The 26,816-nt window shown below is 59.7% G+C and carries 21 protein-coding genes and 1 pseudogene; 16 read left to right on the top strand and 6 right to left on the bottom strand.

From position 1 onward, the window contains the following. Positions 1 to 96: 96 nt before the first annotated feature. The 6 genes from recC to C4J87_RS21515 all read left to right on the top strand — a co-directional run bounded on the left by recC (position 97) and on the right by C4J87_RS21515 (position 11,747). Positions 97 to 3,549: an exodeoxyribonuclease V subunit gamma gene (gene recC, locus C4J87_RS21540; RefSeq protein WP_124368354.1), complete on the top strand. Its 3,453-nt coding sequence runs from the start codon at positions 97 to 99 to the stop codon at positions 3,547 to 3,549. Then, positions 3,546 to 7,217, top strand: a complete 3,672-nt coding sequence (gene recB, locus C4J87_RS21535; protein WP_124368353.1) for an exodeoxyribonuclease V subunit beta — start codon at positions 3,546 to 3,548, stop codon at positions 7,215 to 7,217. Before recC ends, recB begins: the two co-directional genes overlap by 4 nt. After that, positions 7,214 to 9,283 (top strand): exodeoxyribonuclease V subunit alpha, encoded by a 2,070-nt coding sequence (recD, locus tag C4J87_RS21530; RefSeq protein WP_124368352.1) that lies wholly within the window; start codon positions 7,214 to 7,216, stop codon positions 9,281 to 9,283. The genes recB and recD overlap by 4 nt, the downstream gene beginning before the upstream one ends. Before the next feature lie 142 nt (positions 9,284 to 9,425). After that, complete coding sequence (locus C4J87_RS21525; protein WP_124368351.1) at positions 9,426 to 9,992, top strand: YfiR family protein; 567 nt, start codon at positions 9,426 to 9,428, stop codon at positions 9,990 to 9,992. Continuing rightward, a complete protein-coding gene (locus C4J87_RS21520; protein ID WP_124368350.1) occupies positions 9,989 to 11,251 on the top strand; it encodes a diguanylate cyclase domain-containing protein in 1,263 nt (420 codons plus the stop codon). The genes C4J87_RS21525 and C4J87_RS21520 overlap by 4 nt, the downstream gene beginning before the upstream one ends. A 4-nt stretch (positions 11,252 to 11,255) precedes the next feature. Beyond that, positions 11,256 to 11,747, top strand: a complete 492-nt coding sequence (locus C4J87_RS21515) for an OmpA family protein (protein ID WP_124368349.1) — start codon at positions 11,256 to 11,258, stop codon at positions 11,745 to 11,747. A gap of 160 nt (positions 11,748 to 11,907) precedes the next feature. On the opposite strand, the gene C4J87_RS21510 is transcribed toward C4J87_RS21515, so the two are convergent. Continuing rightward, positions 11,908 to 12,198 (bottom strand): DUF3077 domain-containing protein, encoded by a 291-nt coding sequence (locus C4J87_RS21510; protein WP_124368348.1) that lies wholly within the window; start codon positions 12,196 to 12,198, stop codon positions 11,908 to 11,910. A 712-nt stretch (positions 12,199 to 12,910) separates the two neighbouring features. Between C4J87_RS21510 and hxsA2 the strand changes: the two genes are divergently transcribed. From hxsA2 to hxsC, 4 genes and pseudogenes are all read left to right on the top strand, one after another. Beyond that, complete coding sequence (hxsA2, locus tag C4J87_RS21505) at positions 12,911 to 13,195, top strand: His-Xaa-Ser repeat protein HxsA2 (RefSeq protein ID WP_124368347.1); 285 nt, start codon at positions 12,911 to 12,913, stop codon at positions 13,193 to 13,195. Then, positions 13,195 to 13,497, top strand: a complete 303-nt coding sequence (gene hxsD / locus C4J87_RS21500; RefSeq protein WP_124368346.1) for a His-Xaa-Ser system protein HxsD — start codon at positions 13,195 to 13,197, stop codon at positions 13,495 to 13,497. The genes hxsA2 and hxsD overlap by 1 nt, the downstream gene beginning before the upstream one ends. Beyond that, the gene (gene hxsB / locus C4J87_RS21495) at positions 13,490 to 14,947 is read left to right on the top strand and encodes a His-Xaa-Ser system radical SAM maturase HxsB (RefSeq protein ID WP_124368345.1); all 1,458 of its coding nucleotides are present in this window, start codon (positions 13,490 to 13,492) and stop codon (positions 14,945 to 14,947) included. The genes hxsD and hxsB overlap by 8 nt, the downstream gene beginning before the upstream one ends. Beyond that, a pseudogene (gene hxsC, locus C4J87_RS21490) lies at positions 14,941 to 16,103 on the top strand (His-Xaa-Ser system radical SAM maturase HxsC). Before hxsB ends, hxsC begins: the two are co-directional and overlap by 7 nt. Before the next feature lie 52 nt (positions 16,104 to 16,155). On the opposite strand, the gene C4J87_RS21485 reads toward hxsC, so the two are convergent. Beyond that, positions 16,156 to 17,106 carry a LysR family transcriptional regulator gene (locus C4J87_RS21485; protein WP_124368344.1) on the bottom strand — a complete coding sequence of 317 codons (951 nt, stop codon included), beginning with the start codon at positions 17,104 to 17,106 and terminating at the stop codon, positions 16,156 to 16,158. A gap of 125 nt (positions 17,107 to 17,231) precedes the next feature. Here C4J87_RS21485 and C4J87_RS21480 point away from each other — a divergent pair, with 125 nt between their 5' ends. From C4J87_RS21480 to C4J87_RS26185, 4 genes are all read left to right on the top strand, one after another. After that, positions 17,232 to 18,749: a CoA-acylating methylmalonate-semialdehyde dehydrogenase gene (locus C4J87_RS21480; RefSeq protein WP_124368343.1), complete on the top strand. Its 1,518-nt coding sequence runs from the start codon at positions 17,232 to 17,234 to the stop codon at positions 18,747 to 18,749. A gap of 15 nt (positions 18,750 to 18,764) precedes the next feature. Continuing rightward, positions 18,765 to 19,652, top strand: a complete 888-nt coding sequence (mmsB, locus tag C4J87_RS21475) for a 3-hydroxyisobutyrate dehydrogenase (RefSeq protein ID WP_124368342.1) — start codon at positions 18,765 to 18,767, stop codon at positions 19,650 to 19,652. Positions 19,653 to 19,955: 303 nt separating this feature from the next. After that, positions 19,956 to 20,492 (top strand): GNAT family N-acetyltransferase, encoded by a 537-nt coding sequence (locus C4J87_RS21470; RefSeq protein ID WP_124368341.1) that lies wholly within the window; start codon positions 19,956 to 19,958, stop codon positions 20,490 to 20,492. A gap of 39 nt (positions 20,493 to 20,531) precedes the next feature. Next, positions 20,532 to 20,705 carry a hypothetical protein gene (locus C4J87_RS26185; RefSeq protein WP_164485272.1) on the top strand — a complete coding sequence of 58 codons (174 nt, stop codon included), beginning with the start codon at positions 20,532 to 20,534 and terminating at the stop codon, positions 20,703 to 20,705. Between the two features lie 62 nt (positions 20,706 to 20,767). On the opposite strand, the gene C4J87_RS21465 is transcribed toward C4J87_RS26185, so the two are convergent. Both C4J87_RS21465 and C4J87_RS21460 read right to left on the bottom strand, forming a co-directional pair. After that, positions 20,768 to 21,112, bottom strand: a complete 345-nt coding sequence (locus C4J87_RS21465) for a cupin domain-containing protein (protein WP_124364396.1) — start codon at positions 21,110 to 21,112, stop codon at positions 20,768 to 20,770. Between the two features lie 246 nt (positions 21,113 to 21,358). Further along, positions 21,359 to 22,507, bottom strand: coding sequence for a DDE-type integrase/transposase/recombinase (locus C4J87_RS21460; RefSeq protein ID WP_124365247.1), 1,149 nt, complete (start codon positions 22,505 to 22,507; stop codon positions 21,359 to 21,361). Positions 22,508 to 22,755: 248 nt separating this feature from the next. On the opposite strand from C4J87_RS21460, the gene kynB reads away from it, so the two are divergent. Beyond that, positions 22,756 to 23,406 (top strand): arylformamidase, encoded by a 651-nt coding sequence (gene kynB, locus C4J87_RS21455; protein ID WP_124368340.1) that lies wholly within the window; start codon positions 22,756 to 22,758, stop codon positions 23,404 to 23,406. Then, entirely contained in the window at positions 23,403 to 24,275 is an 873-nt protein-coding gene (kynA, locus tag C4J87_RS21450) for a tryptophan 2,3-dioxygenase (protein ID WP_124368339.1), read from the top strand. The genes kynB and kynA overlap by 4 nt, the downstream gene beginning before the upstream one ends. Positions 24,276 to 24,318: 43 nt before the next feature. On the opposite strand, the gene C4J87_RS21445 is transcribed toward kynA, so the two are convergent. Together C4J87_RS21445 and antC are read right to left on the bottom strand one after the other, a co-directional pair. Beyond that, the gene (locus tag C4J87_RS21445) at positions 24,319 to 25,719 is read right to left on the bottom strand and encodes an amino acid permease (protein WP_124364393.1); all 1,401 of its coding nucleotides are present in this window, start codon (positions 25,717 to 25,719) and stop codon (positions 24,319 to 24,321) included. 71 nt (positions 25,720 to 25,790) lie between these two features. Further along, positions 25,791 to 26,798 (bottom strand): anthranilate 1,2-dioxygenase electron transfer component AntC, encoded by a 1,008-nt coding sequence (antC, locus tag C4J87_RS21440; RefSeq protein WP_124368338.1) that lies wholly within the window; start codon positions 26,796 to 26,798, stop codon positions 25,791 to 25,793. Between the last annotated feature and the right edge of the window lie 18 nt (positions 26,799 to 26,816).

Below are 26,816 nucleotides of genomic sequence, written 5' to 3'. Positions count from 1 at the left end.
TTGTTTTGGGCGGTCGAAAAGTGCCAAGACGCTCATTGCAGTGGCCTTCAGTGCTAAAGTCCACGCCTCGATTCTTGCTTTTCCAAGGAAACCGTTATGCCGGGTGCGACGTCCCTCAGCGCTGGATTCATGGTGGTTCACGGTAACCGCCTGGACGAGTTGCGCAGCCTGGTAGTCAGCTGGATGCGTCGTTATCCCCTGGCGCCTTTGGAAAACGAAATCGCTCTGGTCCAAAGCAACGGCATCGCCCAATGGCTCAAGCTTGCCCTGGCCGAAGATCCGCAAGAAGACGATATGGGCGGCTGTGGCATTGCAGCAGCAATCGATGTGCAACTGCCCGGCAGCTTCATGTGGCAGCTCTATCGCATGGTCCTGGGTCGTGACGAAATTCCCCCTAAGTCTTTGCTTGATAAGGCACCGCTGACGTGGCGACTCATGCGCCTGCTCCCGCAGCTTATCGACCAGCCCCATTTCGAGCCGCTGCAACGCTTCCTGACTCACGACACCGACCTGCGCAAGCGCTACCAGCTCGCCGAGCGCTTGGCCGACCTGTTCGACCAATACCAGGTGTATCGCGCCGATTGGCTGGAAGACTGGGCCGCAGGGCGTCATCAGTTACGCAATGGACGCGGCGAATCCAAACCCCTTAACACTGCGAACTGTTGGCAGGCTGAGTTATGGCGCGCGTTGCTGCTCGACGTCGGCGCGCAGGGCATGGCCGAGAGTCGGGCCGGCGTTCACCAGCGTTTTATCGAGCGCATCAACACGCTCGAGCAAGCGCCTCCTGGCCTACCTTCCCGAGTGATCGTTTTCGGCATTTCATCCCTGCCCGCCCAAGCGCTTGAAGCCCTGGCGGGCCTGGCCCGTTTCAGCCAAGTGCTGCTGTGCGTGCACAACCCTTGCCGCCATCATTGGTCAGACATCGTGGCCGACAAGGACCTGCTGCGTAACGAATACAAGCGCCAAGCGCGCAAAGCGGGCATGCCAGTCACCATCGACCCACAAACCCTGCATCAGCATGCCCATCCGTTACTCGCCGCCTGGGGCAAGCAGGGCCGTGACTACATCAGCCTGTTGGACAGTTATGACGACCCCAACAGCTACCGCGCCGCCTTCCGTGATGGGCGTATCGATCTGTTCAGCGACAGCCAGCCCACCACGCTGCTCAACCAGCTGCAGGACGATATCCTGGAACTGCGCCCACTCGATGAAACCCGCGAACTTTGGCCTGCGGTCGACCTGAAGCGCGACTCATCCATTCGCTTTCACATCGCCCACAGCGCCCAGCGCGAAGTGGAAATTCTCCACGACCAGTTGCTTCAACGCTTCAGCGCCGACCCCACCTTGCGCCCTCGGGACATCATCGTCATGGTCCCCGATGTCGACAGCTACGCGCCGCACATTCGCGCGGTTTTCGGCCAACTGGAAAGAAACGACCCACGCTTCATTCCATTCACCCTGACAGACCAGGGTCAACGCGGCCGTGACCCGCTGCTGATCGCCGTCGAGCACCTGCTCAAGCTCCCCGACAGCCGCTTCCCCGTCAGCGAGATTCTCGACCTGTTGGATGTTCCCGCCCTGCGCGAACGTTTCGCCATCAATGAACGCGACCTGCCGACGCTGCACCGCTGGATCGAAGGCGCGGGTATCCGCTGGGGGCTCAACGCCGAGCAGCGTGCCGGCCTGGGGCTGCCCGAGGCGCTGGAGCAGAACAGTTGGCGATTCGGCCTGCGACGAATGCTGCTGGGTTACGCCGTCGGCACCGGTGTCGCGTGCGACGGCATCGAGCCCTACGACGAAATTGGTGGGCTTGATGCAGCGCTGATCGGCCCACTGGTTGCCTTGCTCGACGCATTAAACGACGCGCATCAAGCCCTGTCGCAACCAGCACCTCCCCACGTGTGGGGCGAGCGTCTGCAACGCTTGATGCAGCAGTTTTTCCTGCCCAGCAGCGAGCACGATGACTACCTGTTGGGCCAACTCGAACAATTAAGAGAGACCTGGCTGGAAACCTGCGAGTCGGTCGGCCTGCAGGACGAATTACCGCTCACTGTAGTCCGTGAAGCGTGGCTAGCCGGGCTTGACCAAGGCCGTCTGTCCCAGCGCTTCCTCGCGGGTGCGGTCAATTTTTGTACCCTGATGCCCATGCGCGCAATCCCGTTCAAGCTGGTCTGCCTGCTCGGCATGAACGACGGCGACTACCCGCGTGCCCAGCCCCCGCTGGACTTTGACCTGATGGGCAGCGACTACCGGCCCGGCGATCGTTCCCGCCGTGAGGACGACCGCTACCTGCTGCTCGAAGCCCTGCTTTCCGCACGCGACCAGCTCTATATCAGCTGGGTCGGCCGCAGCATCCGCGACAACAGTGAGCGCCCGGCCTCGGTGCTGATCGGCCAACTGCGCGACCATCTCGCCAGCGGCTGGCATAACGCCGATAGCCAAGAACCCCTGATCGAAGCGATGACCCAGGAACACCCGCTCCAACCGTTCAGCGCCCGCTACTTCCATGAAGGCGACCCGCTGTTCAGTTACGCCCGCGAATGGCAGCTGCTGCACGAAGCGCCGGCCGCAATGGCCCACGACCACGCGCTGGCACCGCACCATCAGGAAGAGCCCCTGAGCCTAGGCCAGTTGCAGGATTTCCTGCGCAATCCGGTAAAGCATTTCTTCAGCCAACGCCTGAAAGTGTTCTTCGAGGCTGCCGAAGTACCGCTGGCCGACGAAGAACCCTTCGTCCTCGACGCACTGCAACGCTACAGCCTCAGCGACAGTCTGCTGAACGCCGCACTGGCCCGGCCCGACCAGCTTGATCAGGCCCTTAACGCCCAAGCCTTGCGCTTGCAAGGCAGTGGCCTGCTGCCTATGGTCGGTTTCGGCGAATGCCTGCGCAACGAGCTGATCGAGCCGTTGCCGGACCTGTTGCAGCGCTATCAACAACTCCTGGCGCTCTGGCCAACCCCGCACGCTGGCGCGGAACCGATCAGTTTCGAGTACCAGGGCATCCAGCTCGAAGGCTGGATCAGCGGCCTGCATCGACGCAGTGATGGCGGATTGTTAAGCGTGACCACCATTCCCAACAGCATCGGTTCGATCAAGACGCGCAAGTGGCACCGGCTGATTCGCCCCTGGGTCAATCACGTGGTCGCCTGTGCGTGTGGCGTGCCGTTGAGCACCGGGCTGGTGGCCAGTGACGACACCTTGCTCCTGGCCCCACTGGACACCGCCACCGCGCAGCACATCCTCGCCGACCTGCTGCTCGCCTGGCACACCGGCATGAGCAAACCGCTGCCCGTCGCGGTAAAAACCGCCTTTGCCTGGCTCGGCCAGACCGACCCCGCCAAGGCCCACGCTGCAGCCAGCAAAGCCTACGAGGGCGACGGCATCACCACCGACGGTGAGCGCCGTGAAACGCCCGCGCTCACTCGTCAGTTCCCCGACTATGCGACGCTGGTCGCCAGCGAAGAATTCGAAGGTTGGTGTGAAACCCTGTATCGCCCCCTGATCAGCGCCCCCTGGCGTTCACTGTCCAGCGCGGAGGCCGGCGCATGAGTAACAAGCCCTTGGCCCTGGCCTTCCCGCTCAAAGGCAGCCAACTGATCGAAGCCAGCGCTGGCACCGGCAAAACCTTCACGATTTCGGCCTTGTACCTGCGCCTGGTCCTCGGCAACGGTGGTGATGAGTCCGGCTTCGGCCGCGAACTGCTGCCGCCGCAGATTCTGGTGGTGACCTTCACCGACGCCGCCACCAAGGAGTTGCGTGAACGTATCCGTATCCGCCTGGCCGAAGCGGCGCGGTTCTTCCGTGGCGAAATCGAGCCGCCTGACGCCTTGATCGCCGACCTGCGTAATCAATACCCCGAGGAGCAGTGGCCCGCCTGCGCCAATCGGTTGGACATCGCTGCGCAATGGATGGACGAAGCGGCCGTCTCGACGATCCACAGTTGGTGCCAGCGTATGCTGCGCGAGCACGCCTTCGACAGCGGCAGCCTGTTTACCCAGACCCTGGAGACCGATCACAGCGACCTGCTCGGTGAAGTGCTGCGCGACTACTGGCGCTTGTTCTGCTACCCGATGCACGACGACGCACTCAACTGGGTGCGCAACAACTGGGGTGGCCCGGCCGCGTTGATGCCACGGGTGCGCGCGCTGTTCGGCAGTGAGCGGCCCGCCGAGGACAGCCGCGAGCCGGCCGACATGATCACCGCCTGCCTGCAGGAGCGCCGCGAGGCGTTGACCCGCATCAAGGCGCCTTGGCTGCAATGGGCCGCCGAGCTGCGCGAGCTGTGCTTGCAAGCCGTTGCTGCCAAGGCGGTCGATGGGCGCAAAATGCAGGCGCGTTACTTCGAGCCCTGGTTCGAAAAAATCAGCGCCTGGGCCGCCGACGAAACCCTGGAACAACTGGATATCGGCACCGGCTTTACCCGGCTGACCCCCGACGGCATGGCCGAAGCCTGGAAAGGCGAGCCGCCACGGCATCCCGGCATCGACGCCATGGCCGGCCTCAAAGCCGCCCTCGACGCACTGCCAACCCCGGACGCCGCTGTGTTGCAACACGCCGCGTCCTGGGTGGGCAAGCGCTTCGAAGAAGAGAAGCGGCGGCGCGCCGAAATGGGCTTCGACGACATGCTGATCCGCCTCAACGCCGCGCTCCAGGCCGACGGTGGCGAGCGCCTCGCCAGTGTGATCCGCGAGCAATTCCCGGTGGCCTTGATCGATGAATTCCAAGACACCGACCCCGTGCAGTACAGCATCTTCGACAGCATTTACCGCATCGAAGAAAACCACCTGGACAGCGGCCTGTTCCTGATCGGCGACCCCAAACAGGCGATCTACGCCTTCCGCGGCGCGGATATTTACACCTACCTGCGCGCCCGGCAGTCCACCACCGGGCGCCACCACACCCTGGGCACCAACTTCCGCTCCAGCCATGCGATGGTCGAGGCGGTGAACCATGTGTTCCAGCGTGCAGAAACCGGCCGGGGCGCCTTCCTGTTTCGTGAGCCCGACGGCCATAACCCGGTGCCGTTTCACCCGGTGCTGTCCCAGGGCCGCAAGGAACAGCTGCAGGTCGACGGCCATACGCTGCCGGCGATGAACCTTTGGCACCTGCCCACCGACCAGCCGATTTCCAATGTGCTGTATCGCCAGCAACTGGCCGCCGCCTGCGCCACGCACATCGTCGCGTTGCTCAATGGCGGGCAGCAAGGCAGCGCGGGTTTTGTCAAAGACAACACCTTCAACGGCGTGCTGCCGTCAGACATCGCCATCCTCGTACGAGACGGCAAGGAAGCCCAGGCCGTGCGCGCCGAGTTGGCGGCGCGTGGCGTGCGCAGCGTGTACCTGTCGGATAAAGACTCGGTCTTCGCCGCCCAGGAAGCCCACGACCTGCTGGCCTGGCTCAAGGCCTGCGCCGAACCGGACGTCGAACGCCCGCTGCGCGCGGCCCTGGCCTGTGTCACCTTGAACTTGTCATTGGCGGAGCTGGAGCGTCTGAACCAGGACGAACTGGCGTGGGAAAGCCGCGTGATGCAGTTCCGTGGCTACCGCACGATCTGGCGTACCCAAGGCGTGCTGCCGATGCTGCGCCGCCTGCTGCATGACTTCAAGCTGCCGCAAACCCTGATCGCCCGCAGCGATGGCGAGCGAGTGCTGACCAACCTGTTGCACCTCAGCGAACTGCTGCAGCAGGCGGCGTCGGAACTGGACGGCGAGCAGGCGTTGATTCGCCATCTTGCCGAGCACCTGGCGCTGTCGGGTCAGGCCGGTGAAGAGCAGATCCTGCGCCTGGAAAGCGATGAGCAACTGGTCAAGGTGGTGACGATCCACAAATCCAAGGGCCTCGAATACGACCTGGTGTTCCTGCCCTTCATCTGTTCGGCCAAACCGGTGGACGGCACGCGCTTGCCGCTGCATTACCACGACGAGCAGGGCAAATCCCACGTCAGCCTGCGGCCCACCGCGGAGTTGATTGCCCAGGCCGACGATGAGCGCCTGGCCGAAGACCTGCGCTTGCTGTATGTCGCCCTGACCCGCGCCAAACACGCCTGCTGGCTGGGCATCGCCGACCTCAAGCGCGGTAACAGCAGCAGCTCCGTGCTGCACCTTTCGGCGCTGGGCTATTTGCTCGGCGCCGGTGCACCGCTGGGGGAGTCCGCCGACCTGGCGCGCTGGTTGATGGCGCTGCAGGAAGGCTGCCCGACCATCAGCTATGCCCATGTGCCGCAAGCGCAAGACACTGTGTTTCATCCACCGCGCAACGAAGCCACCTTGCTGGCCCCGCTGCTGCCTAAACGCAAGGCCGCAGAAAACTGGTGGATTGCCTCCTACAGCGCCTTGCGCATTGGCGACAGCATGAGCGCCGCGAATCTCGAAGCGCCTGAAAGCCCACAGGCCCAGAAACTGTTCGATGACGAACGCCTTGATCCCGATGCACCACGGGAAGTGGCGGCGTCCGGCGGCGATATTCATCGTTTCCCACGCGGTCCCAATCCAGGCACCTTCCTTCACGGCTTGTTGGAATGGGCCGGTGAAGAAGGCTTCAACCTGAGCCCCGAGGCCATCGAAAGGGCCGTCGGCGCCCGCTGTAACCGCCGCCATTGGGAAGGCTGGATCATCACCCTCAGCGCCTGGCTTGGCCACTTGTTGCAAACACCGCTGCCTGTGTACGACGCCCGCGTCAGCCTCAGTGCCCTGCAGCAGTACCAGATCGAAATGGAGTTCTGGTTCGCCAGCCATAAAGTCGACGTGCTCGCCCTCGACAAGCTGGTGTGCCAGTACACCCACCACGGCGTCTCCCGCGTGGCGGCCGAACCGGTGTTGCTCAACGGTATGTTCAAGGGCTTTATCGACCTGACCTTCGAGCACGACGGTCGTTATTACGTGGCTGACTACAAATCCAACTGGCTCGGCCCTGACGATTCGGCCTACACCCTGGAAGCCATGGAACAGTCGATCCTCGAGCATCGGTACGACCTGCAATACGTACTTTACCTGCTGGCCCTGCATCGCCAACTCAAGGCACGCCTGCCGGATTACGACTACGAACGCCACATCGGCGGCGCCCTGTACCTGTTCCTGCGCGGTACGCAATCGGTGAGCCAGGGCGCGTATTTCACCCGGCCACCGCGAGAACTGATCGAAGGGCTGGACCTGTTGTTCCAAGGCAAGCCTATCCCGCCCAAAGCCGAGCCCGCCTGGGAACAAGGAGTGCTGCTATGAGCCTGTCGCCGTTACTGCCGCAAGAGCTGACACCTCTCAGTCGCGCCGCCGACCTGGTGCAATTACTCGAGCGTTGGGTCGAGCGTGGTTGGTTACGGGCCCTGGACAAAGCCTTCGTCGGCTTCCTGCATGAGCTTGACCCAGAAGCCGATCCCTTGGTGTTGCTGGCGGCGGCGTTGACCAGCCACCAATTGGGTCACGGCCATGTGTGCCTCGACCTGTTCGAAACGCTCAAGGCGCCGGACTTTGCCTTGTCGCTGCCGCCTGAAGGCGACCTGCAAACCGGCGCGATGCTGTTGCCGTCGCAATTGCTCGAAGGTTTAGACGGCGCCCACTGGTGTCATGCCCTGGCTGCCAGCCCCTTGGTCGCGCTGGCTGTCGATGGCAGTGAGTCGGCCCGAAGCCGTCCGTTGGTGCTGTCCGGAAAACGCCTCTATCTGCGCCGCTATTGGGCGTATGAACGGCGCATCGACAGCGCCTTGCGCCTGCGGCTGGCCAGCCACGAAAGCGTCGCCACCGATTTGCCGCAGCGGCTCAATGGTTTGTTCGATCAACCGGCGCCCGATGGCGTGATCGACTGGCAAAAACTGGCCTGTGCCCTGGCCACCCGTGGCGCGTTCAGCATCGTCACGGGCGGCCCCGGCACCGGCAAGACCACCACCGTGGTGCGCCTGCTCGCGCTGTTGCAGGCACCGGCTGTGGAAAGCGGCAATCCCTTGCGTATCCGCCTGGCCGCGCCCACCGGTAAAGCCGCTGCCCGTCTCACCGAGTCCATCAGCCAGCAAGTGCTGTCGCTGAAAGTGCCCGACACTGTGCGTGAAAAAATCCCGACCCAGGTCACCACGGTTCACCGCTTGCTGGGCAGTCGCCCGGGTACTCGGCATTTTCGTCATCACGTCGGCAACCCATTGCCGCTGGATGTGCTGGTGGTGGACGAAGCGTCGATGATCGATCTGGAAATGATGGCCAACCTGCTCGACGCCTTGCCCCCCCATGCTCGCCTGGTGCTGCTGGGCGACAAGGACCAGCTCGCTTCGGTAGAGGCGGGCGCGGTGCTCGGCGATTTGTGCCGCGATGCCGAGGCCGGTTGGTACAGCCCGGCCACGCGCCAATGGCTGCAAGCGGTCAGCGCTGAAAATCTCGCCGACAGCGGTTTGCAGGAGGACCTCGACGGCACTCATCCCCTGGCGCAGCAGGTGGTGATGCTGCGCTACTCGCGGCGTTTCGGCGAGGGCAGCGGCATCGGCCAACTGGCGCGCTGGGTGAACCAGCAGAACGCTGAGCAAGCGCGCCAGCTGCTGGCCGCGCGCAGTCATGACGACCTGTTCTGCCTCAGCCTCAAGGGCGAGCATGATCACGCACTGGAGCGCCTGGTACTGGACGGGCAGGGCGCCGGCGCCCAGGGCTATCGCTATTACCTGAATCTGCTGCAGTCGGCGCGGCCTGCATTGGAGACCCCGCGTGACGATCACGCCTGGACCCACTGGGCGCAACAACTGCTGCAAGCCTTCGACGCGTTCCAGCTGCTCTGCGCCGTGCGCAAAGGCCCGTGGGGCGTCGAAGGCCTGAACCTGCGCATCACCGCCGCCTTGCGCAAGGTGCGGCTGATCGAAGGCGACGAGCAGTGGTATGAAGGCCGCCCGGTGTTGATGACCCGTAACGACTACGGCCTGGGCCTGATGAACGGTGATATCGGCATCGCCTTGAAATTGCCCGAAAGCGACGGCGGGCCGCAGGTGCTGCGCGTGGCTTTCCCGCGTAATGACGGCCAGGGGGGCGTGCGCTTCGTGCTGCCCAGCCGACTCAACGACGTGGAAACCGTGTATGCCATGACCGTGCACAAATCCCAGGGGTCAGAGTTCACCCATACCGCGCTGATCCTGCCGGACGCGTTGAACCCGGTGCTGACCAAAGAACTCATCTACACCGGTATCACGCGTGCCAAGCGCTGGTTCAGCCTTATCGAGCCCCGTGCCGGAGTCTTTGAGGAAGCCGTACGGCGCAGGGTCAAACGCTTGAGCGGGCTGATGCTGGAGTTGGACGCCACGCCCGCAGAAGCTGACTGAGTGGTCATGTAAGATTTCTGATTCAGATGACTGATTTTTCTGAAAAAATAGTCAGCCCCGCGAAAACCCCTGCGTCGTGGGATTTTCCGCCGCTGTGCTATCGTTGCGGCATCACCTTGAAATTTCTTGAGAGAATTGCTGCATGAACGTGGCTGTCTCGCTCACCGAGCGTAGTTTGAGCTGGAGACGCCTGCTGCGGGTGGCAGTGCTATGCCTGCTCGCCCCGCAGGCATGGGCTCAAACATCCAGCCTGGCTGAACAGCGCGCCCAGGCAGTGACCCAGGTCGTGCTCGGTATCCTCAGTTACGCCCGCTGGCCGATGGAGCCTGCGCAACTGCGCTTGTGCATCGTCGGGCCCACCCAATACACCGACGACCTGATCAAAGGCACCACCCAGGCGACCGGCCGTCCGGTGACGGTGCGCCGCCTGCTGGCGAGCCATCCCGATATCGTCAGTGCCTGCGACGCTGTTTACATCGGCAAACTCAGCGCTGACGAACGCAGCGCATTGTTTACCTCATTGATAGGCCACCCGGTGCTCAGCATCAGCGAAGGCGGTGACCAATGCACCGTGGGCAGCCTGTTCTGCCTGCGGGTGAGTGATGCGCAAGTGTCGTTCGAGGTGAACCTGGACTCCGTCGCCCGCAGCGGCGTACGCATTCATCCCAGCGTGCTGCAACTGTCGCGCCGTCGAGCGCCGGCGCCATGAGGCCCGCCAAGGCGCGGCCGACCCTGGGTTCGGTCATCGGCCGGGGGCACCTGATTCTGGCGTTAGTGGCGGTGACCCTGGCGAGTGTGTCCCTGACCCTGCTCGGCGTGCTGGCATTGCGGGTGTACGCCGAACATAACCTGCATTTGATCGCCCGCTCGATCAATTACACCGTGGAAGCGGCGGTGGTGTTCGACGACAGTGCGGCAGCCACCGAAGCCCTCAGCCTGATTGCGTCGACCGAAGAAGTGGCCCAGGCCGAGGTTTTCGATGCAGGTGGCAAACTACTGGCGCAATGGGTACGGCCAAACACTGGCATGTTGTCACGGGTTGAGCTTGAACTGGCGCATGCCTTGCTCGAGCAGCCCATCAGCCAGCCGATCCTCCATCAAGGGCAAACGGTTGGCAGCATCCACCTGACCGGGCATGGCGGCAGCCTGTTGCGCTTTCTGCTCAGCGGCCTGGCGGGCATTGTGATCTGCACCGCGCTCAGCGCCTGGGTCGCGTTGCATCTGGCGCGGCGCCTGTTGATCGGTATCACCGGGCCGCTGCAAAGCCTCGCCGCCGTGGCCCACGCTGCGCGCAGCGAACGTGACTTCGACCGCCGCGTGCCGCCGGCGCAGATCGCTGAACTCGACAGTCTGGGCAGCGACTTCAACGCCCTGCTTGGCGAGATGGAAGCCTGGCAGAACCACCTGCAAAGCGAAAACGAAACCCTTGCCCACCAGGCCAGCCACGACAGCCTCACCGGCCTGCCCAACCGTGCGTTCTTCGAAGGTCGGTTGATTCGTGCCTTGCGCAGCGCCGCCAAGACCAATGAGCGGGTGGCGGTGCTGTTTCTCGACAGCGATCGTTTCAAAGACATCAACGATAACTTCGGCCACGCCGCCGGCGATGCGGTGCTGATGGCCGTTGCCGAGCGCGTGCGTGCACAACTGCGCGAAGACGACTTGGTGGCTCGGCTGGGCGGCGATGAGTTCGCCGTGCTGCTCGCGCCGCTGCACAAAGCCGAAGATGCACAGCGCATCGCCGACAAGATCATTGCCAGCATGGACGCGCCGATCCCACTGCCCGGCAACACTCAGGTGGTGACCTCCCTCAGTATCGGCATCGCTATTTATCCCGAGCATGGCGCCACACCCGGCACCCTGCTCAATGCCGCCGACGCGGCGATGTACCAGGCCAAACGGCTGTCCTCGGGCAGCCAGCAAACGGCGGAATCGGAGCATTCCGTCGTCAATGTCCAACACAGGAGTTAATTCCTTGTTCTCTAACCCACGCGTTCTATTCATCACCTTACTCGTCGCCTGCCTGGCCCTCGGCGGCTGCCAGACCCCACCGGCCAAAGGCCTGACCCCGGCGCAAGTCAGCGTGCTCAAACAGCAGGGTTTTGAGCTGACTGACGAAGGCTGGGCCTTCGGCCTGTCTGGCAAGGTGCTGTTTGGCAGCGACGTCGAAAGCCTCAACACGCCCAGCACCGACATCGTCGAGCGCATCGGCAAGGCCCTGGTGGGCGCAGGCATCGAACGCGTACGCGTCGAAGGTCACACCGACGCGTCGGGCAAAGAAACCTACAACCAGACCTTGTCCCTGCGCCGCGCCAAAAGCGTGGGCGAGGTGCTGACCCGGGTGGGCATGAAAGAACAAAACATCCAACTGCGCGGCCTGGGCAGCAGCGAGCCGGTGGCGGCAAATACAACCACGGCGGGGCGCACCGAGAATCGTCGCGTGTCGATCGTAGTCATCGCGGACTAAAGCATTTCTCCCATCTCAACCTGAAATGCACTCCAAATGTGGGAGGGGGCTTGCTCCCGATTGCGGCATGTCAGCCACTACATCTGATAACTGACACTCCGCCATCGGGAGCAAGCACCCTCCCACATTTGTACTTCAGTGTGCATAAGACGGTGTTCGCTTAACGGCTCGGCGTCATCGCCTGCGTCAAGTCATCCACCACCGCCTTGCCCATCTCACACAGATAATGCGCGGCCCAAGCGTACTGCTCGCCGCGCACATCCATGGCGGCTTCCATTGCGAGTTTCTTGGAGTAAAAAAGCAGGGTGGAGGCGTGTTCCAGGGCTTCCTCAATCGGCATGCCGGCGTTGACGCGGAACAACGGTTTTTGGTTTTCACCGTAGTCGCCGAAGGTGACGACACCGAGGGTGATGATCGAGGAAAGCGGTGGATCGGGGATGATTTTGCTCATGGTGATTGCTCTCTGCTGAATTAGAGCCGCCACATCACATCGCTAAACATGAAGAGGGTGGCAGCTGTGTGCAGGTTAGCGATCCGGGCCAGAGCGCATCCCGGGTAGACTCGAAAGTCTCCCGCACACAGCCGCCATAAAACGCTAAAAGCTGACGGACGCCAGCTAATACTGTTGGGGGCAGTGCCACGCTTGGAACCCGGATCGCTAAACCCGATCGCTGATATGCAGCGACCCAGGGAGGCTAGTGACCCAAACGCTACAGCGCAATAGGGTAGAGATTCTCTAGGAAACGTCCTGCAATTTAAAGGGAATCGTCGTTGATGGCCCTTTAATCCGCGAACGTGATCTCCCGCGTTTCCCCCATCAACAACCCCTGATTCTGCTCCGCTGACCTCCCTAACGTAATCCCCAACAACGTCTTGCGTAAGGTTGTAGGGTCTAAGGGGCGCGAGCAGGTGCTGTGTCGCTGAAAAAGGCGTTCGGAAACTGTGGTGTTTATGGAGAACTTGTAAGGTGCTGGGACCAGTATCATTTTCGCCGCGAGCATTTTCTCAACTTATAGCCAGCGGTAAGAGGTCCGGAATCAGAAGGGTGCCGATTGTCGCGTTGTGGATGAGTAAAAGGCCATTAGTCGATACTACATTGACATCATCAGCGCGAGTCACCGACACTGAAGCGAATAACCATCATGTTCATAAGGATATCTGCCATGAAAAAACGCTCCTTTCTGGTTCCTTTAGCCACTTTGGCTGCAGCCGTTGCTACAGAACAAGCTTCCGCTCTAAATATGTATGAGGTTGTCGAGCCAAGTCTTGAAGCCAAGAACACATTTCAAGCTGAAGCCCGAAGCGAAAACCTTTCGGTCCGTGGTGGCAACGATTTGTTTGCCTTTGTTCTCAAACGCGGCGACCAGGGGCAGATGATGGCTTATCACAGCTCCCATAGCTCCCACTCTTCGCACAGTTCCCACAGCTCCCACTATTCGGGTCGATAATGGATTTCTCTCATAAGCTCCTTTTTGATGAGCGGCTTTATGACGCACAGGTTTTGCAGAAAGCTGCATATCGATCGATCAATGCCCTGACGGTTGATATCACCCCCGATGGGGGACAGTTCGTCTGCGCTTTGTCATCGAATATCGGCGTGGACGAGCAGTCCTTTCTGTCTGCGGTCCAAGAGTTCAAGAAGGACGCTCTCGATTATCAGCTTCGCCACCGACTGGCAGTTGAGACGCAACCGATCAAGAACCTGATACTCGGACTGGCCTTTTCAAAAACCGGACTGATTAGTGAGTAAATTCCAAAAGCTGGAGTTCTACGCGCAGCAACGTCCGTACGAGTTGCTGCCCTTTAAGTTCGACCGTCTGAATGACGACGAGTACGTCATTACCAATATGGCAGGCGAGTTTCATGTCATACCTGTGCCGATGCTTGAACCGATCATTAGCAAGACGCTTCCGCTCACATCAGAGCTGATCCCTACGCTTCGATCCAAGCAGTTCATTCGCTTCACCAATGAGCAAGCGCCACTTCAGCTTCTGGCTCTCAAAATTCGTACGCGATTGTCCAGACTGGCCGAGTTCACCAATCTGCATATCTTTGTAGTGACGCTTCGGTGTGACCATAGCTGCCCGTATTGCCAAGTTTCAAGGCAGTCCGAGAGCAAAGGCGAATTCGACATGACCAAAGAGATGGCAGACAAGTCGTTGGATTTCGTCTTTATGTCTCCTAATCCTGCCATCAAAATTGAATTTCAGGGTGGAGAGCCGCTGCTGAACTTCGAGATGGTGAGGTACGTTGTTCTTGAGGCCAAAAAACGTAACGTCAAGGAAGGGCGCGACCTACAGTTCGTCGTTGCAACCACGCTGTCGCTACTGACCGATGATGTGCTCGACTTCTGTAAGCAGCACAACATAGTTCTTTCATCTTCGCTCGACGGACCAATGGATCTGCATAATGCAAATCGTCCACGCCCGGGCAGAGATAGTCATCAGCGTTTCGAAGAAGGCTTGAAGAAAGCCCGTGCAGCCCTCGGCTATGACCAAGTGTCAGCCCTGATGACAACCACAGATAAGAGCTTGATACGAGCACGCGACATCATTGATGAATACTTGCGCCTAGGCTTTGATGGCATCTTCCTCCGCGCGCTCTCCCCTTACGGCTTTGCGATAAAGACCAAAAAATTCATGTCGTATGATACAGAGCGCTGGCTTGAATTTTACAAGGAGGGCCTTGAGTACATCATTGAACTAAACAAGTTCGGCATACGATTTGTAGAGCAATATTCTTCGCTCGTGCTGACAAAAATGCTGACATCAGGGGACCCTGGTTTCGTTGATTTGATGAACCCTGCCGGCGCTGGTATCGCAGCCATCGTGTTCAACTACGACGGATCGGTCTACGCCTCAGATGAAAGCCGTATGCTTGCTGAAATGGGCGATCATACGTTCCGTCTGGGCAGCATTCTTGAACACTCATATGAGGAGATCATCCTCTCTGATCAGCTTCTGGATGCACTGGAAAATTCTTTCACCTTAAGCGCTCCAATGTGCTCTGACTGTGCATTTGAACCTTACTGTGGAGCGGAGCCTGTCTACCATCACGCCATTCACAAGGACGTTGTAGCAAGAAAACCTGAGTCCTCTTTCTGCAAGCGAAATATGGCGATTTTCAAGCATCTCATTGGACTGATGGAAAGTGATGAGCAAACAAAACGGATTTTTATGGGTTGGGCCAACCGATGCTGAAACTCGGCGGAAAGATTATCCGCATCCATGCGGTTGATGTTCGTAGGGAACTTACTCTGCTCAAGGTGTCGACCAGCCGGAATTTGCCAGAAGTCTTGCGACGGGAAATAGCCTACTTGGTTTCCGATCAGGAGATCCCCGAGGATTCGCGCACTACCTTTTGCTTGAGAAACATCGACAGTTGGTTGAGGTACTGCCGTCCGACTCCGATTACTCGCTCCTACCGAATGACTACAGCTACATCGGTGAAGGTGACATTATTCGGCTTTCAGCTGATCGTCAGAGCATCAGCGTACTGTTTCGAGCATCGTCGCCGCACAACAGCATCCTGGTCACCGAGCAATGCAATCATTACTGTCTTATGTGTTCACAACCGCCTAAAGCAGCTGATGACTCGTGGATACTTGACGAAATCGAGAGTCTGATTCCGCTTATTCCCAAAGATACCCGCGAGCTGGGGTTTACTGGGGGCGAGCCGACGACCAATCGGGAGCGCTTCCTTAAAATTATCAGCCTGACAAAAAGTTACCTGCCGAGAACCGCAATCCATATCCTCTCGAACGGGCGCAGCTTCAAAGACCCAGCGTTCGCTGAAAAATATGCGCGGATTGAATTGCCCGACGCAATGATCGGAATCCCTGTCTATTCAGACGATCCGACGCTGCATGACTACATCGTCCAGGCCCAAGGTGCGTTCGATGAAACCATTCAGGGTATCCTCAATCTGAAGCGCTTGGGTCAGAAGGTTGAAATCCGAGTTGTCATTCACAAACTATCAGTGCAGCGCCTGCCTGAACTGTGTGAGTTCATTGCACGCAATCTGCTGTTTGTTGACCATGTTGCGCTGATGGGCCTCGAGATGATGGGGTTCACCAGGGCCAATCTTGATGAGCTGTGGATCGACCCGGTCGAGTACAAGGACACGCTCAGCAAATCGGTTGGTATTCTGGCCAAATACGGTATGAACATCTCGGTCTATAATCATCAGCTTTGCCTGGTGAATCCGGACATTCAGCCCTACTACCGGAAGTCAATCAGCGACTGGAAGAATGAGTACGCGCATGAGTGCCAGAGCTGCACAAAACAGCGGGAGTGCGGGGGCTTTTTTGCATCAGGTATTAAATTCGGCTACAGCAAGCATCTAATCCCGTTCTGACTTTGGCTTCAAATCTGCAAGCCGCAATGTCCTTGATGCAAACCCAGCAGGCTTATTGACTGGCAAACCGCATCTCCCGCGTCTCCCCCATCAACAACCCCCGATTTTGCTCCGTCACTTCCCGGATGTAGTCCCACAACAACGTAATCCGCTTCAACTTGCGCAGATCCTCCCGGCAATACATCCAGAACTGCCGCGTAATCGCGATCTGCTCCCCCAGCACCGGCAGCAAGCGCGGGTCCTGCGCCGCTAGAAAGCACGGCAATATCGCCATCGACCGCCCCTGCTGCGCCGCCACGTACTGGGCGATCACACTGGTGCTGCGCAGGCTGGCGCTGGCGCCGGGCACTACATTTGCCAGGTACAGCAGCTCCGAGCTGAACGCTAAATCATCCACATAGCTGATAAACGGATGCTCGGCCAAATCCGCCGATTTGCGGATCGGCGGGTGTTGGTCGAGGTATTGCTGGGTCGCGTATAACTGCAGCTTGTAATCGCACAGTTTGCAGCACACGTATGGCCCGTGTTCCGGACGCTCCAAAGCGATGACGATGTCGGCTTCGCGCTTGGACAGGCTGATGAAGTGCGGCAGCGGCAGGATGTCGACCGAGATCGCCGGGTAGGTATCGACGAAATGACTCAATTGCGGGGTGATGAAAAAACTGCCGAAGCCTTCGGTGCAGCCCATGCGCACATGCCCGGACAGCGCCACGCCGGAGCCGGAGACTTGCTCGCAGGCCATGTGCAAGGTGCTTTCGATGGATTCGGCGTAGCCCAGCAAGCGCTGGCCTTCAGTGGTGAGCACAAAACCGTTGGTCCGGGATTTTTCGAACAGCAGGGTGCCGAGTGACACTTCCAATGAACTGATGCGCCGCGACACGGTGGTGTAGTCCACCGCCAGGCGCTTGGCGGCCACGCTGGCCTTGCGGGTGCGGGCCACTTCGAGGAAAAACTTCAGGTCATCCCAGTTCAGGGAGCCCAATGATGTGATGTTTTTTTGCATGTTGGACCGGCTTTTATGTGCGTTCTTATTAGAGATTTGCACATCTATACTCCAAAAACAGTCCGAACGCCTCCTTCTTCAAGGCGATTCACTCTCTGCATAACAACAAGATTCCGGAGACCCTCATGAACGCATCTGCCGATATTTCCGTCCAACAGGTCAAGTTGCTGATCAACGGTGAATGGGTCGAGTCCAGGACCACCGAGTGGCAAGACATCGTCAACCCGGCTACCCAGCAGGTGCTGGCCAAAGTCCCGTTCGCCACGGCCGATGAGGTCAACGCTGCCATCGACGCTGCTCATCGCGCCTTCCAGACCTGGAAGCTGACCCCGATCGGCGCGCGCATGCGCATCATGCTCAAGCTGCAAGCGTTGATCCGCGAACATTCCAAGCGCATCGCCGTGGTGCTCAGCGCCGAGCAGGGTAAGACCATTGCCGACGCCGAGGGCGATATTTTCCGTGGGCTTGAAGTGGTGGAACACGCCTGTTCCATCGGCACCCTGCAAATGGGTGAATTCGCCGAGAACGTCGCCGGCGGTGTCGACACCTACACCCTGCGCCAGCCCATCGGCGTCTGCGCCGGCATCACGCCGTTCAATTTCCCGGCGATGATTCCGCTGTGGATGTTCCCGATGGCCATCGCCTGCGGTAACACCTTCGTGCTCAAGCCGTCCGAGCAGGACCCGTTGTCGACCATGCTACTGGTGGAGCTGGCGTTGGAAGCCGGTGTGCCGGCTGGCGTGCTTAATGTGGTACACGGCGGCAAGGACGTGGTGGATGCGCTGTGCACCCACAAGGATATCAAGGCGGTTTCGTTCGTTGGCTCCACCGCTGTGGGCACGCATGTCTACGACCTGGCCGGTAAACACGGCAAGCGTGTGCAGTCGATGATGGGCGCCAAGAACCATGCGGTGGTGCTGCCGGATGCCAATCGCGAGCACACCCTCAATGCCCTGGTTGGTGCTGGTTTCGGCGCTGCGGGCCAGCGTTGCATGGCCACCTCGGTGGTGGTGCTGGTGGGGGCGGCCAGGCAATGGTTGCCGGATCTCAAGGCGCTGGCGCAGAAGCTCAAGGTCAACGCGGGCAGCGAAGCGGGCACCGATGTCGGCCCGGTGATTTCCAAGCGGGCCAAGGCGCGCATCCTGGAGCTGATCGAAAGCGGTGTGAAAGAAGGCGCGAAGCTGGAGCTGGACGGCCGTGACATCAAGGTGCCGGGTTTCGAGCACGGCAATTTTGTCGGCCCGACGCTGTTCTCGGGCGTGACCACCGACATGCGCATCTACACCGAGGAAATCTTCGGCCCGGTGCTGGTGGTGCTGGAGGTCAATACCCTCGATGAAGCCATTGCGCTGGTCAACGCCAACCCGTTCGGCAACGGCACCGGCCTGTTCACCCAGAGCGGCGCGGCGGCGCGTAAGTTCCAGAGCGAAATCGATGTAGGCCAAGTAGGTATCAACATTCCGATTCCGGTGCCGGTACCGTTCTTCAGCTTCACCGGCTCCCGTGGTTCCAAGCTCGGTGACCTCGGCCCGTACGGCAAGCAAGTGGTGCAGTTCTACACCCAGACCAAAACCGTCACCAGCCGCTGGTTCGACGACGATACAGTCAACGATGGCGTCAACACCACCATCAACCTGCGCTGACTCCGGGAGACGACCATGAAGATTGCATTTATCGGCCTGGGCAACATGGGCGCACCCATGGCCCGCAACCTGATCAAGGCCGGGCACGCGCTGAATCTGTTCGACCTGAACCAGACCGTGCTCAAGGAGCTGGCCGAATTGGGCGGCCGCATCAGCGACTCACCGCGTGACGCGGCCCAGGGCGCTGAACTGGTGATCACCATGCTGCCGGCCGCTGCGCATGTACGCAGCGTGTGGCTGAATGAAGACGGTGTGCTCGCCGGCATCGGCGAAGGCATTCCCGCAGTGGACTGCAGCACCATCGACCCGCAAACCGCCCGCGATGTGGCTGCCGCCGCCGCCAGGCAAGGTGTGGTGATGGCCGACGCCCCGGTCTCCGGCGGCACCGGCGGGGCGCAAGCCGGCACGCTGACCTTCATGGTCGGCGCCACCCCCGACCTGTTCGCCACCCTGCAACCGGTGCTGGCGCAGATGGGCCGTAACATCGTGCACTGCGGCGAAGTCGGCACCGGGCAAATCGCCAAGATCTGCAACAACCTGCTGCTGGGCATCAGCATGATCGGCGTCAGTGAAGCCATGGCCCTGGGCGACGCGCTCGGCATCGATACCCAGGTGCTGGCCGGCATCATCAACAGCTCCACCGGGCGCTGCTGGAGTTCGGACACCTACAACCCGTGGCCGGGCGTGATTGAGACGGCGCCGTCGTCGCGCGGCTATACCGGCGGTTTTGGCGCCGACCTGATGCTCAAGGACCTGGGCCTGGCCACTGAAGCGGCGCGGCAGGCCAAGCAACCCGTGATCCTGGGAGCCGTGGCCCAGCAGTTGTACCAGTCGATGAGCCAGCGTGGGGAAGGGGGCAAGGACTTCTCGGCGATTATCGACAGCTATCGCAAACCGCAATAGAGCGTTCTCCGGGGGCCTGCTATGCATGGGCTCCCGGTTTCTGCGGCTCAGCGAGCCTTCTGGTTTTCCTGCCAGCATCCCACCACGTAAGCATCAGGATTGATGCCTTTCCTTGCATGAATTCATCGCCGTCTATCGAAGTCAGCCGTCATGGAGTGGCTCCGTTGTGCGTGGCGAATCGGCTGAAAAATCTTGAATTCATCATTGGCCCAAGGCTACCCCCGTTCTTGCTACCGTTTGCGCCCATTCGCTGCAAGCGCGGCTTTCTGATGTTTCCACAGCACGGGTAAGACTTTAATCGTTATGGCACGTCGATACTTGCGCTCCCTCAAGTACCTGATCTTCCAATCTCAATCGAGAAAGAAGGCGCTGGCGTCATTCGTCGATCAGTGGACTGCCTTGGACTACCAATGGCTAGACGCAACAAAAGTCCGTTTCGACGTGATTGATAACCGTGCCCTTGAGGCGTGCCATCGCTGGGGAGGTGACGCGCAATTTCCATGGGAGGATGTTGCTGCCTGGAAGACGCTGGATGCCAAAGGTTTTGATTTGTCGATTTGGCATGATGAACAACTATGCGGCCTTTGTTATGCGACGCCTCGTGACAGTAAAGTCACGATTAAGATCGTGCTCCTCGAGGGCTGCTCGGATAGTAAACATCCCTTGAAAGGCTTGATAGCTGCACTTGCCTTGGGCGCTATCGATGCATACGCACGTGCCATCGGGTGTTCTCGCATCGAAATTCAAGAGCCGCGACCTGATGCCGTGCCCACTTATGAGCGACTCGGCTTCAATTATGATGAACAGCAGCGCCTTGTGATTTCAGTGGAGGCCACCTAGTATGAGGCGCATCTACAAGGCTTACGGAGGCTTGAATTTATGAAAACAGCTACCCGCAAAGCAAGCGCACAGTTGGTCGAGATATTTTGTGCCGAGGCTAATAAAAAACTTGGTGAGTCGGCATCTGCCAATCAAAAAAGATTTTTCAGCGTAGCTATTCAGCACGGCAGGGACATGGAGCCAGCAGGTCCGTTGGCTGGTCAAGTTCGCTGATTCGCACAAAAGAAAACCGCCTTTAAGGGCGGTTTTTTCGTTATGAACCCAGTTTTCGTGGCTCAAGCAAACACAAAGTACTTACGCACCGTCTCGACCACCTCCCACGTGCCCTTCATTCCCGGCTCGACCACAAAGATATCCCCAGCCCGCAGATGAATCGGCGCCATGCCTTCAGGGGTAATGACGCAGTAGCCTTCCTGGAAATGGCAGTACTCCCATTTCACGTATTCCACATACCACTTGCCCGGCGTGCAGATCCAGGTGCCCATGATCTTGCTGCCGTCTTCGCTGGTGTAGGCGTTGAGGTTGACGGTATGCGGGTCGCCTTCGAGTTTTTCCCATTTGCAGGCATCCAGGACCGGCAGGGGATGGGTGTCGCGCAGAACAGTAATCGGCTGGGGCATGATGACTCCGATGCAAGGAAACAGAAGTTGAACCCTATAGCGCCGAGCTGTTTGCCAGTGGTCTGAACTCGACATCGGGATGCCCAGAACCGCAGCACAAGGCGATCCAGCAGGCACTCTGCAGTCAAATGTGGGAGGGGGCTTGCTCCCGATAGCGGTGTGTCAGTCAGTGATTTATTACCTGAACCACCGCCATCGGGATGTAGAACCGTAGACATCGTTTACATCTGAAACCGGGGACATCGTTTACACATTTGAGGCTTGGACGCGGGTCATACCTCGCCCAAGCCTTCCCAGGGGATAATCACACAAGTACAAATCCCAAACATCATCCTCAGCCTCTTTAAGCCCTATCTGCTCCCCTGACAGCGCCTCGCTGATAAATACCAACTTGCCTTTCCACTTGATCGACCCGTCCTGCCTGACGCTTCGAACCTTCATTTCGGACGGATACGCCACATCCGGCAAGCATCCTGGGTAAATCCGGGTAGACGGCACATACACGTCCCCTGGACGCTTCATACCGAGCGCTTCATGAGGGCGCACGTAATTGAACTCATGCCTGAAATGCTCCAGCAAAAGCTGCTGCTCGATTAAGTTTTCTCCTAAAGGCAGCTCCAGTTTCAAGCTACGGTGCATCCGCTCATGGCGACCATTTTGGGCCGGTCTTCCTGGCATGGTGCGCTCCGGATAGATGCCCAGACGTATCCACCAAACTGCCAGCGTGGACATTCTTGCCAGGCCAGGAGAGGCAAACGGAACACCGTTGTCCGACCGAATAACTTCGGGCATGCCGTACTCCTCAAATAGTCTCTCAAAGGCGTGTTTAACAGGTTCAGTCTTGATCTTTGAATGAGCCCTGCACGCCAAAATCATCCGGGACGCGTGGTCTGTGATGGTCAAAGGGAAGCACATCTGCGCGTTATGCATTTTGAATTGCCCTTTGTAGTCGGCGCACCATGTCTGGTTAGGTTCGTTGGCCTCGCGCATTGCTACAGGGGAAGTACCGTGTCTGCGCTTGAAGCGCCGCTTTTGGACGAGCCCAAGTCGATCAAGCCATTGGCCTGCTGTACTTGGGGAAGGCCAGGCGATGGAGGGATCTTCAAGTCGCAATAGCTCGAGAAGCTTCTTCGGACCCCATTTATCGTGCGCCTCCTTCATCGCCACCACACGGGCCAGGATTTCATCGTCGATTTTATTGGGGCTGTTGTGAGGGCGTCGGGACAGTTCGGCTAAAGACTTTAAATCGCCATTGTGCCGGCCGATCCATTTGTCGACGGTAGGCCGACTTACGTTAAAGCGGCGCGCCAGCTGGCTTTTGGTGTAGTTACCAGAAAGCCAGTCAGCGACCAGTCTGATTCGTTGATTCATCGGAGACTCTTGGTTCCAGGGCATGATCAGTTACCTCCTGATCATGCGTATTAACCTGTAAACCATGTCCCCGGTTAGAAATGTAAACGATGTCCCCGGTTTGTACCGGAGCAAGCCCCCTCCCACATAGGACATCTTGCGAATTTCCGAGCATGAATTGACCGTTTCTTCGCAGTAAGTGCGAAAGATTTCCCGCTTTGCGCCAGAATTCGCAAGAAAATTCACAGCTGGCCCTCGTATCATTCACCTCAGTGACAGCCGAGAGCCTTGAAATGAACCCAATAAAAACGTGGTGGGATATCAGCCCGCCCTTGAGCGCGGCGACCCCGACCTGGCCGGGCGATACGCCGTTCCAGGAAGAGCGCGTGTGGCAGTTCGGTCCGGAGTGCCCGGTGAATGTGGGGCGTGTGACCTTCTCGCCGCACACCGGCGCCCATGTGGATGCGCCGCTGCATTACAGCGCCGACGGCGCGCCGATTGGCGAGGTGTCGCTGGATGTGTACATGGGCCCGTGCCGGGTATTGCACTGCCTGGGTAGCGGTGCTCTGGTGCAGCCCCATCAACTGCAAGGGCGTGTGGATAACCTGCCGGAACGGGTCCTGCTGCGCACTTATCCACAAGCGCCACTGACGCAATGGGATTCAAATTTCACCGCCATCGCCCCGCAGACCATCGAGCTGCTCGCCAGCCTTGGCGTGCGCCTGATCGGTATCGACACCCCGTCCCTGGACCCGCAACAGTCCAAGACCATGGGTTCGCACAATGCCGTGGCGCGCCATGGCATGGCGATCCTCGAAGGCATCGTGCTCGATGACGTGCCGGAAGGCGACTATGAACTGATCGCGCTGCCGCTGCGCTTTGCCCACCTGGATGCCAGCCCGGTCCGCGCAATCCTGCGCCCGCTTTTGGAGCCCGCGCGATGAGCCAATGTCCCTTCTCGCCAGAATATAAGCCTGCCGGCGACCAACCCCCGCAGGATTGGCACAACGCTGAGCTGAATTTTTCCGAGTCCATGAGCTACGGCGACTACCTGGACCTGGGCAAAGTCCTCAGCGCCCAACACCCGCTGTCGCCGGATCACAACGAAATGCTGTTCATCATCCAGCACCAGACCTCGGAGCTGTGGATGAAGCTGATGCTGCACGAACTCAAGGCGGCCCGCGAACATGTGCGCCTGGGCGAGTTGCCGCCGGCGTTCAAGATGCTGGCGCGGGTCTCGCGGATCTTCGACCAACTGGTGCACGCCTGGGCGGTTCTGGCGACCATGACTCCGTCGGAATACACGGCGATCCGCCCGTTCCTCGGGCAGTCGTCGGGGTTCCAGTCGTTCCAGTACCGTGAGATCGAATTCATCCTCGGCAACAAAAGCCCGGCGCTGTTGCGGCCCCATGCCCATCGCCCGGAGTTATTGCTGCAATTGCAGGTGGCGATCGCCACGCCGTCGCTGTATGACGAGGCGATCAACCTGATGCTCAAGGCGGGCCTGGCGATTGACCCCAAGCGCGCCGAACGCGACCCGACGGCCGCTACCGTGCACGATGAATCCGTGGAAGCCGCGTGGCGTGAGGTGTACCGCGACCCGAGTCGGTACTGGGATTTGTATCAATTGGCTGAGAAGTTTATCGACCTGGAGGATTCGTTCCGCCAGTGGCGCTTCCGGCACGTGACCACGGTGGAACGGATTATCGGCTTCCAGCCGGGCACTGGCGGCACCGAAGGCGTGGGGTATTTGCGCAAGATGCTCGATACGGTGCTGTTTCCCGAACTGTGGCGAGTGCGCTCTACGCTCTAAACGCGATCCAAATGTGGGAGGGGGCTTGCCCCTCCCACAGGAGTTACTGCGCTGTCACGAGTTTCGTGTTTCGGACCCGCAAGCGGTAGGCCACATAGATAATCGCTACCCACACCGGCATCGCATACACCGACTCACGTATTCCCGGAATGGCCAGCATCACGCTGATGATCATCAGCATGAACGCCAGGCACAGGTAATTGCTGAACGGGAACCAGAAGGTCTTGAACGACGGCGTCACGCCTTGTTCGCCCATGGCCTTGCGGAACTTGATGTGGGTGATGCTGATCAGCGCCCAGTTGATCATCAGCGAGGCAACCACCAGCGCGAACAGCAGCTCCAGGGCACTTTGCGGCGCGACGTAGTTGACCACCACGCACAGCAGGGTCACCGCCGCCGAAATTGCCAGCGCGCGCAACGGCACGCCTTGCTTGTTGAGTTTCATCAGCGCCTTGGGCGCGTCGCCTTGCTCGGCCAGGCCGAACAGCATGCGGCTGTTGCAGTACACGCCGCTGTTGTACACCGACAGCGCCGCGGTCAGCACCACGAAGTTGAGGATGTGCGCCGCGGTGTCATTGCCGATCAGCGAGAAGATCTGCACGAACGGGCTGCCGCTGTAGGCATCGCCCGAGGCGCCGAGGGTTTGCAGCAGTTGGTCCCACGGGTACAGCGACAGCAGCACGGTGAGGGCGCCGACGTAGAAAATCAGGATCCGATACACCACCTGGTTGATCGCCTTCGGGATCACCTTGCGTGGCTCGCTGGCCTCGGCGGCGGTGATGCCCACCAGCTCCAGGCCACCGAACGAGAACATGATGAACGCCATGGACATCAACAACCCCATGCCGCCGTTCGGGAAGAACCCGCCGTGGCTCCACAGGTTGCTGACCGACGCCTGCGGGCCGCCGGTACCGCTGAACAGCAGGTAGCAGCCGAGCACGATCATGCCGACAATCGCCACCACCTTGATGATCGCGAACCAGAACTCTGCTTCGCCGAAGAACTTCACGTTCAGGGTATTGATCAGGTTCACCGCGACAAAGAACACCAGCGCGCTGACCCAGGTCGGGATTTCCGGCCACCAGAACTGGATGTACTTGCCCACGGCCGTCAGTTCGGCCATGCCCACCAGCACGTAGAGCACCCAGTAGTTCCAGCCCGCCAGAAAGCCCGCGTAGCCGCCCCAGTATTTATGCGCAAAGTGGCTGAAGGAACCGGCCACGGGCTCTTCGACGATCATCTCGCCGAGCTGGCGCATGATCAGGAAGGCGATAAAACCGGCAATCGCGTAACCCAGGATCATCGACGGCCCCGCCGACTTGAGCACCCCGGCCGAGCCGAGGAACAACCCCGTACCGATCGCCCCTCCCAAGGCGATCAGTTGAATGTGCCGGTTTTTCAGGCCGCGCTTGAGGCCCACCGGGTTAACCATGTCATCCGCCATTAACGTTCCCTTCTACTTGTTTTTCTTAAGGGTGAGCGCAGGCCGCATCAGCCCCTCAGAAGTGCTGAGGGTCAGATATTACTCTGCGTAAACTTTTCGTAATACAGCTGAACGCCATCAAGTGCATGATCCGCCAGCCATTGTTGGATCGATTCGACCATTGGCGGCGGGCCACACACATACATATCCGCCGATCTGTCCCGTAATTCGGCCAGGTCGAAATGTTCGGTGAGGTAGCCGCGCTTGCCGGTCCACTGGGTCGAGGCGTCGCTGAGCACTTCGGTGTAGCGAAAATTCGCGATCTTCGACGCATAGCCATTGATGCGCACGGCTTCGCACAGGTCCTGCTCAGTGCGCACGCCATAGTAAAGGTGCACCGGTTGATCGCAGCCGCGGGCGACCAGCTCATCGAGCATGCCCAGCAACGCCGACAACCCGGTGCCGCCAGCGACCAGCACCAGCGGTTGAGTGACGTGCCGCAGGTAGAACGCCCCCAGCGGCGCTTCCATCAACACCTCATCGCCCACCTGGCACCGTTCGCGCAAGTAGTTGCTCATCACCCCATCGGGCAACAGGCGCACCAGGAACTGCACTTGATCGCCCGGTAGGTTGGCGAAGGAGTAGGAGCGCCAGCTGTCGGTACCGGGCACCGCCAGCCGTGCATATTGGCCCGGTAGAAAATCCAGCGCAGCGTCCACCTGCAGGCGCAGAATTGCCGTACCGGCCGACACCAACTGCACCTCGCTTACCGTGCCGCGCACGTGCACCGGCCCCGGCGCGTTGCACAGGCTCGAATCGAAGTCGAAGTAAAAGGTGGCGTCGGACTGCACCCGCGTCTGGCAACTGAGCATTTTGCGCTGTTGCACGTCGAAGCTCGACAGCGCTTCTTCGTCGACATAATCCTGGGTGTAATTGCCGGATTCGCAGCGCCCCTGACAGGTGCCGCACACGCCTTCGCGGCAGTCCAGTGGGATGTTGATACCGTTGCGCAAGGCAGCGTCCAGCAGGAGTTCATGGGTGCCCACCGGGAAGAACAAGGTCTTGCCGTCGGCGAAACTGAAAGCCACTTTGTGATTCATCCACAGTGCTCCGTGGGT

The sequence above is a fragment of the Pseudomonas sp. R1-43-08 genome, assembly GCF_003852255.1.
Lineage (GTDB): Bacteria > Pseudomonadota > Gammaproteobacteria > Pseudomonadales > Pseudomonadaceae > Aquipseudomonas.
This window is presented reverse-complemented; position numbering and strand designations above follow the sequence as displayed.

Excerpts from the sequence above, each read along its gene's own strand:
- recC (WP_124368354.1), top strand. The coding sequence starts at position 97 with ATGCCGGGTGCGACGTCCCTCAGCGCTGGATTCATGGTGGTTCACGGT.
- recB (WP_124368353.1), top strand. The coding sequence starts at position 3,546 with ATGAGTAACAAGCCCTTGGCCCTGGCCTTCCCGCTCAAAGGCAGCCAA.
- recD (WP_124368352.1), top strand. The coding sequence starts at position 7,214 with ATGAGCCTGTCGCCGTTACTGCCGCAAGAGCTGACACCTCTCAGTCGC.
- C4J87_RS21525 (WP_124368351.1), top strand. The coding sequence starts at position 9,426 with ATGAACGTGGCTGTCTCGCTCACCGAGCGTAGTTTGAGCTGGAGACGC.
- C4J87_RS21520 (WP_124368350.1), top strand. The coding sequence starts at position 9,989 with ATGAGGCCCGCCAAGGCGCGGCCGACCCTGGGTTCGGTCATCGGCCGG.
- C4J87_RS21510 (WP_124368348.1), bottom strand. The coding sequence starts at position 12,198 with ATGAGCAAAATCATCCCCGATCCACCGCTTTCCTCGATCATCACCCTC.
- hxsA2 (WP_124368347.1), top strand. The coding sequence starts at position 12,911 with ATGAAAAAACGCTCCTTTCTGGTTCCTTTAGCCACTTTGGCTGCAGCC.
- hxsD (WP_124368346.1), top strand. The coding sequence starts at position 13,195 with ATGGATTTCTCTCATAAGCTCCTTTTTGATGAGCGGCTTTATGACGCA.
- C4J87_RS21485 (WP_124368344.1), bottom strand. The coding sequence starts at position 17,106 with ATGCAAAAAAACATCACATCATTGGGCTCCCTGAACTGGGATGACCTG.
- C4J87_RS21480 (WP_124368343.1), top strand. The coding sequence starts at position 17,232 with ATGAACGCATCTGCCGATATTTCCGTCCAACAGGTCAAGTTGCTGATC.
- mmsB (WP_124368342.1), top strand. The coding sequence starts at position 18,765 with ATGAAGATTGCATTTATCGGCCTGGGCAACATGGGCGCACCCATGGCC.
- C4J87_RS21470 (WP_124368341.1), top strand. The coding sequence starts at position 19,956 with ATGGCACGTCGATACTTGCGCTCCCTCAAGTACCTGATCTTCCAATCT.
- C4J87_RS26185 (WP_164485272.1), top strand. The coding sequence starts at position 20,532 with ATGAAAACAGCTACCCGCAAAGCAAGCGCACAGTTGGTCGAGATATTT.
- C4J87_RS21465 (WP_124364396.1), bottom strand. The coding sequence starts at position 21,112 with ATGCCCCAGCCGATTACTGTTCTGCGCGACACCCATCCCCTGCCGGTC.
- C4J87_RS21460 (WP_124365247.1), bottom strand. The coding sequence starts at position 22,507 with ATGCCCTGGAACCAAGAGTCTCCGATGAATCAACGAATCAGACTGGTC.
- kynB (WP_124368340.1), top strand. The coding sequence starts at position 22,756 with ATGAACCCAATAAAAACGTGGTGGGATATCAGCCCGCCCTTGAGCGCG.
- kynA (WP_124368339.1), top strand. The coding sequence starts at position 23,403 with ATGAGCCAATGTCCCTTCTCGCCAGAATATAAGCCTGCCGGCGACCAA.
- C4J87_RS21445 (WP_124364393.1), bottom strand. The coding sequence starts at position 25,719 with ATGGCGGATGACATGGTTAACCCGGTGGGCCTCAAGCGCGGCCTGAAA.
- antC (WP_124368338.1), bottom strand. The coding sequence starts at position 26,798 with ATGAATCACAAAGTGGCTTTCAGTTTCGCCGACGGCAAGACCTTGTTC.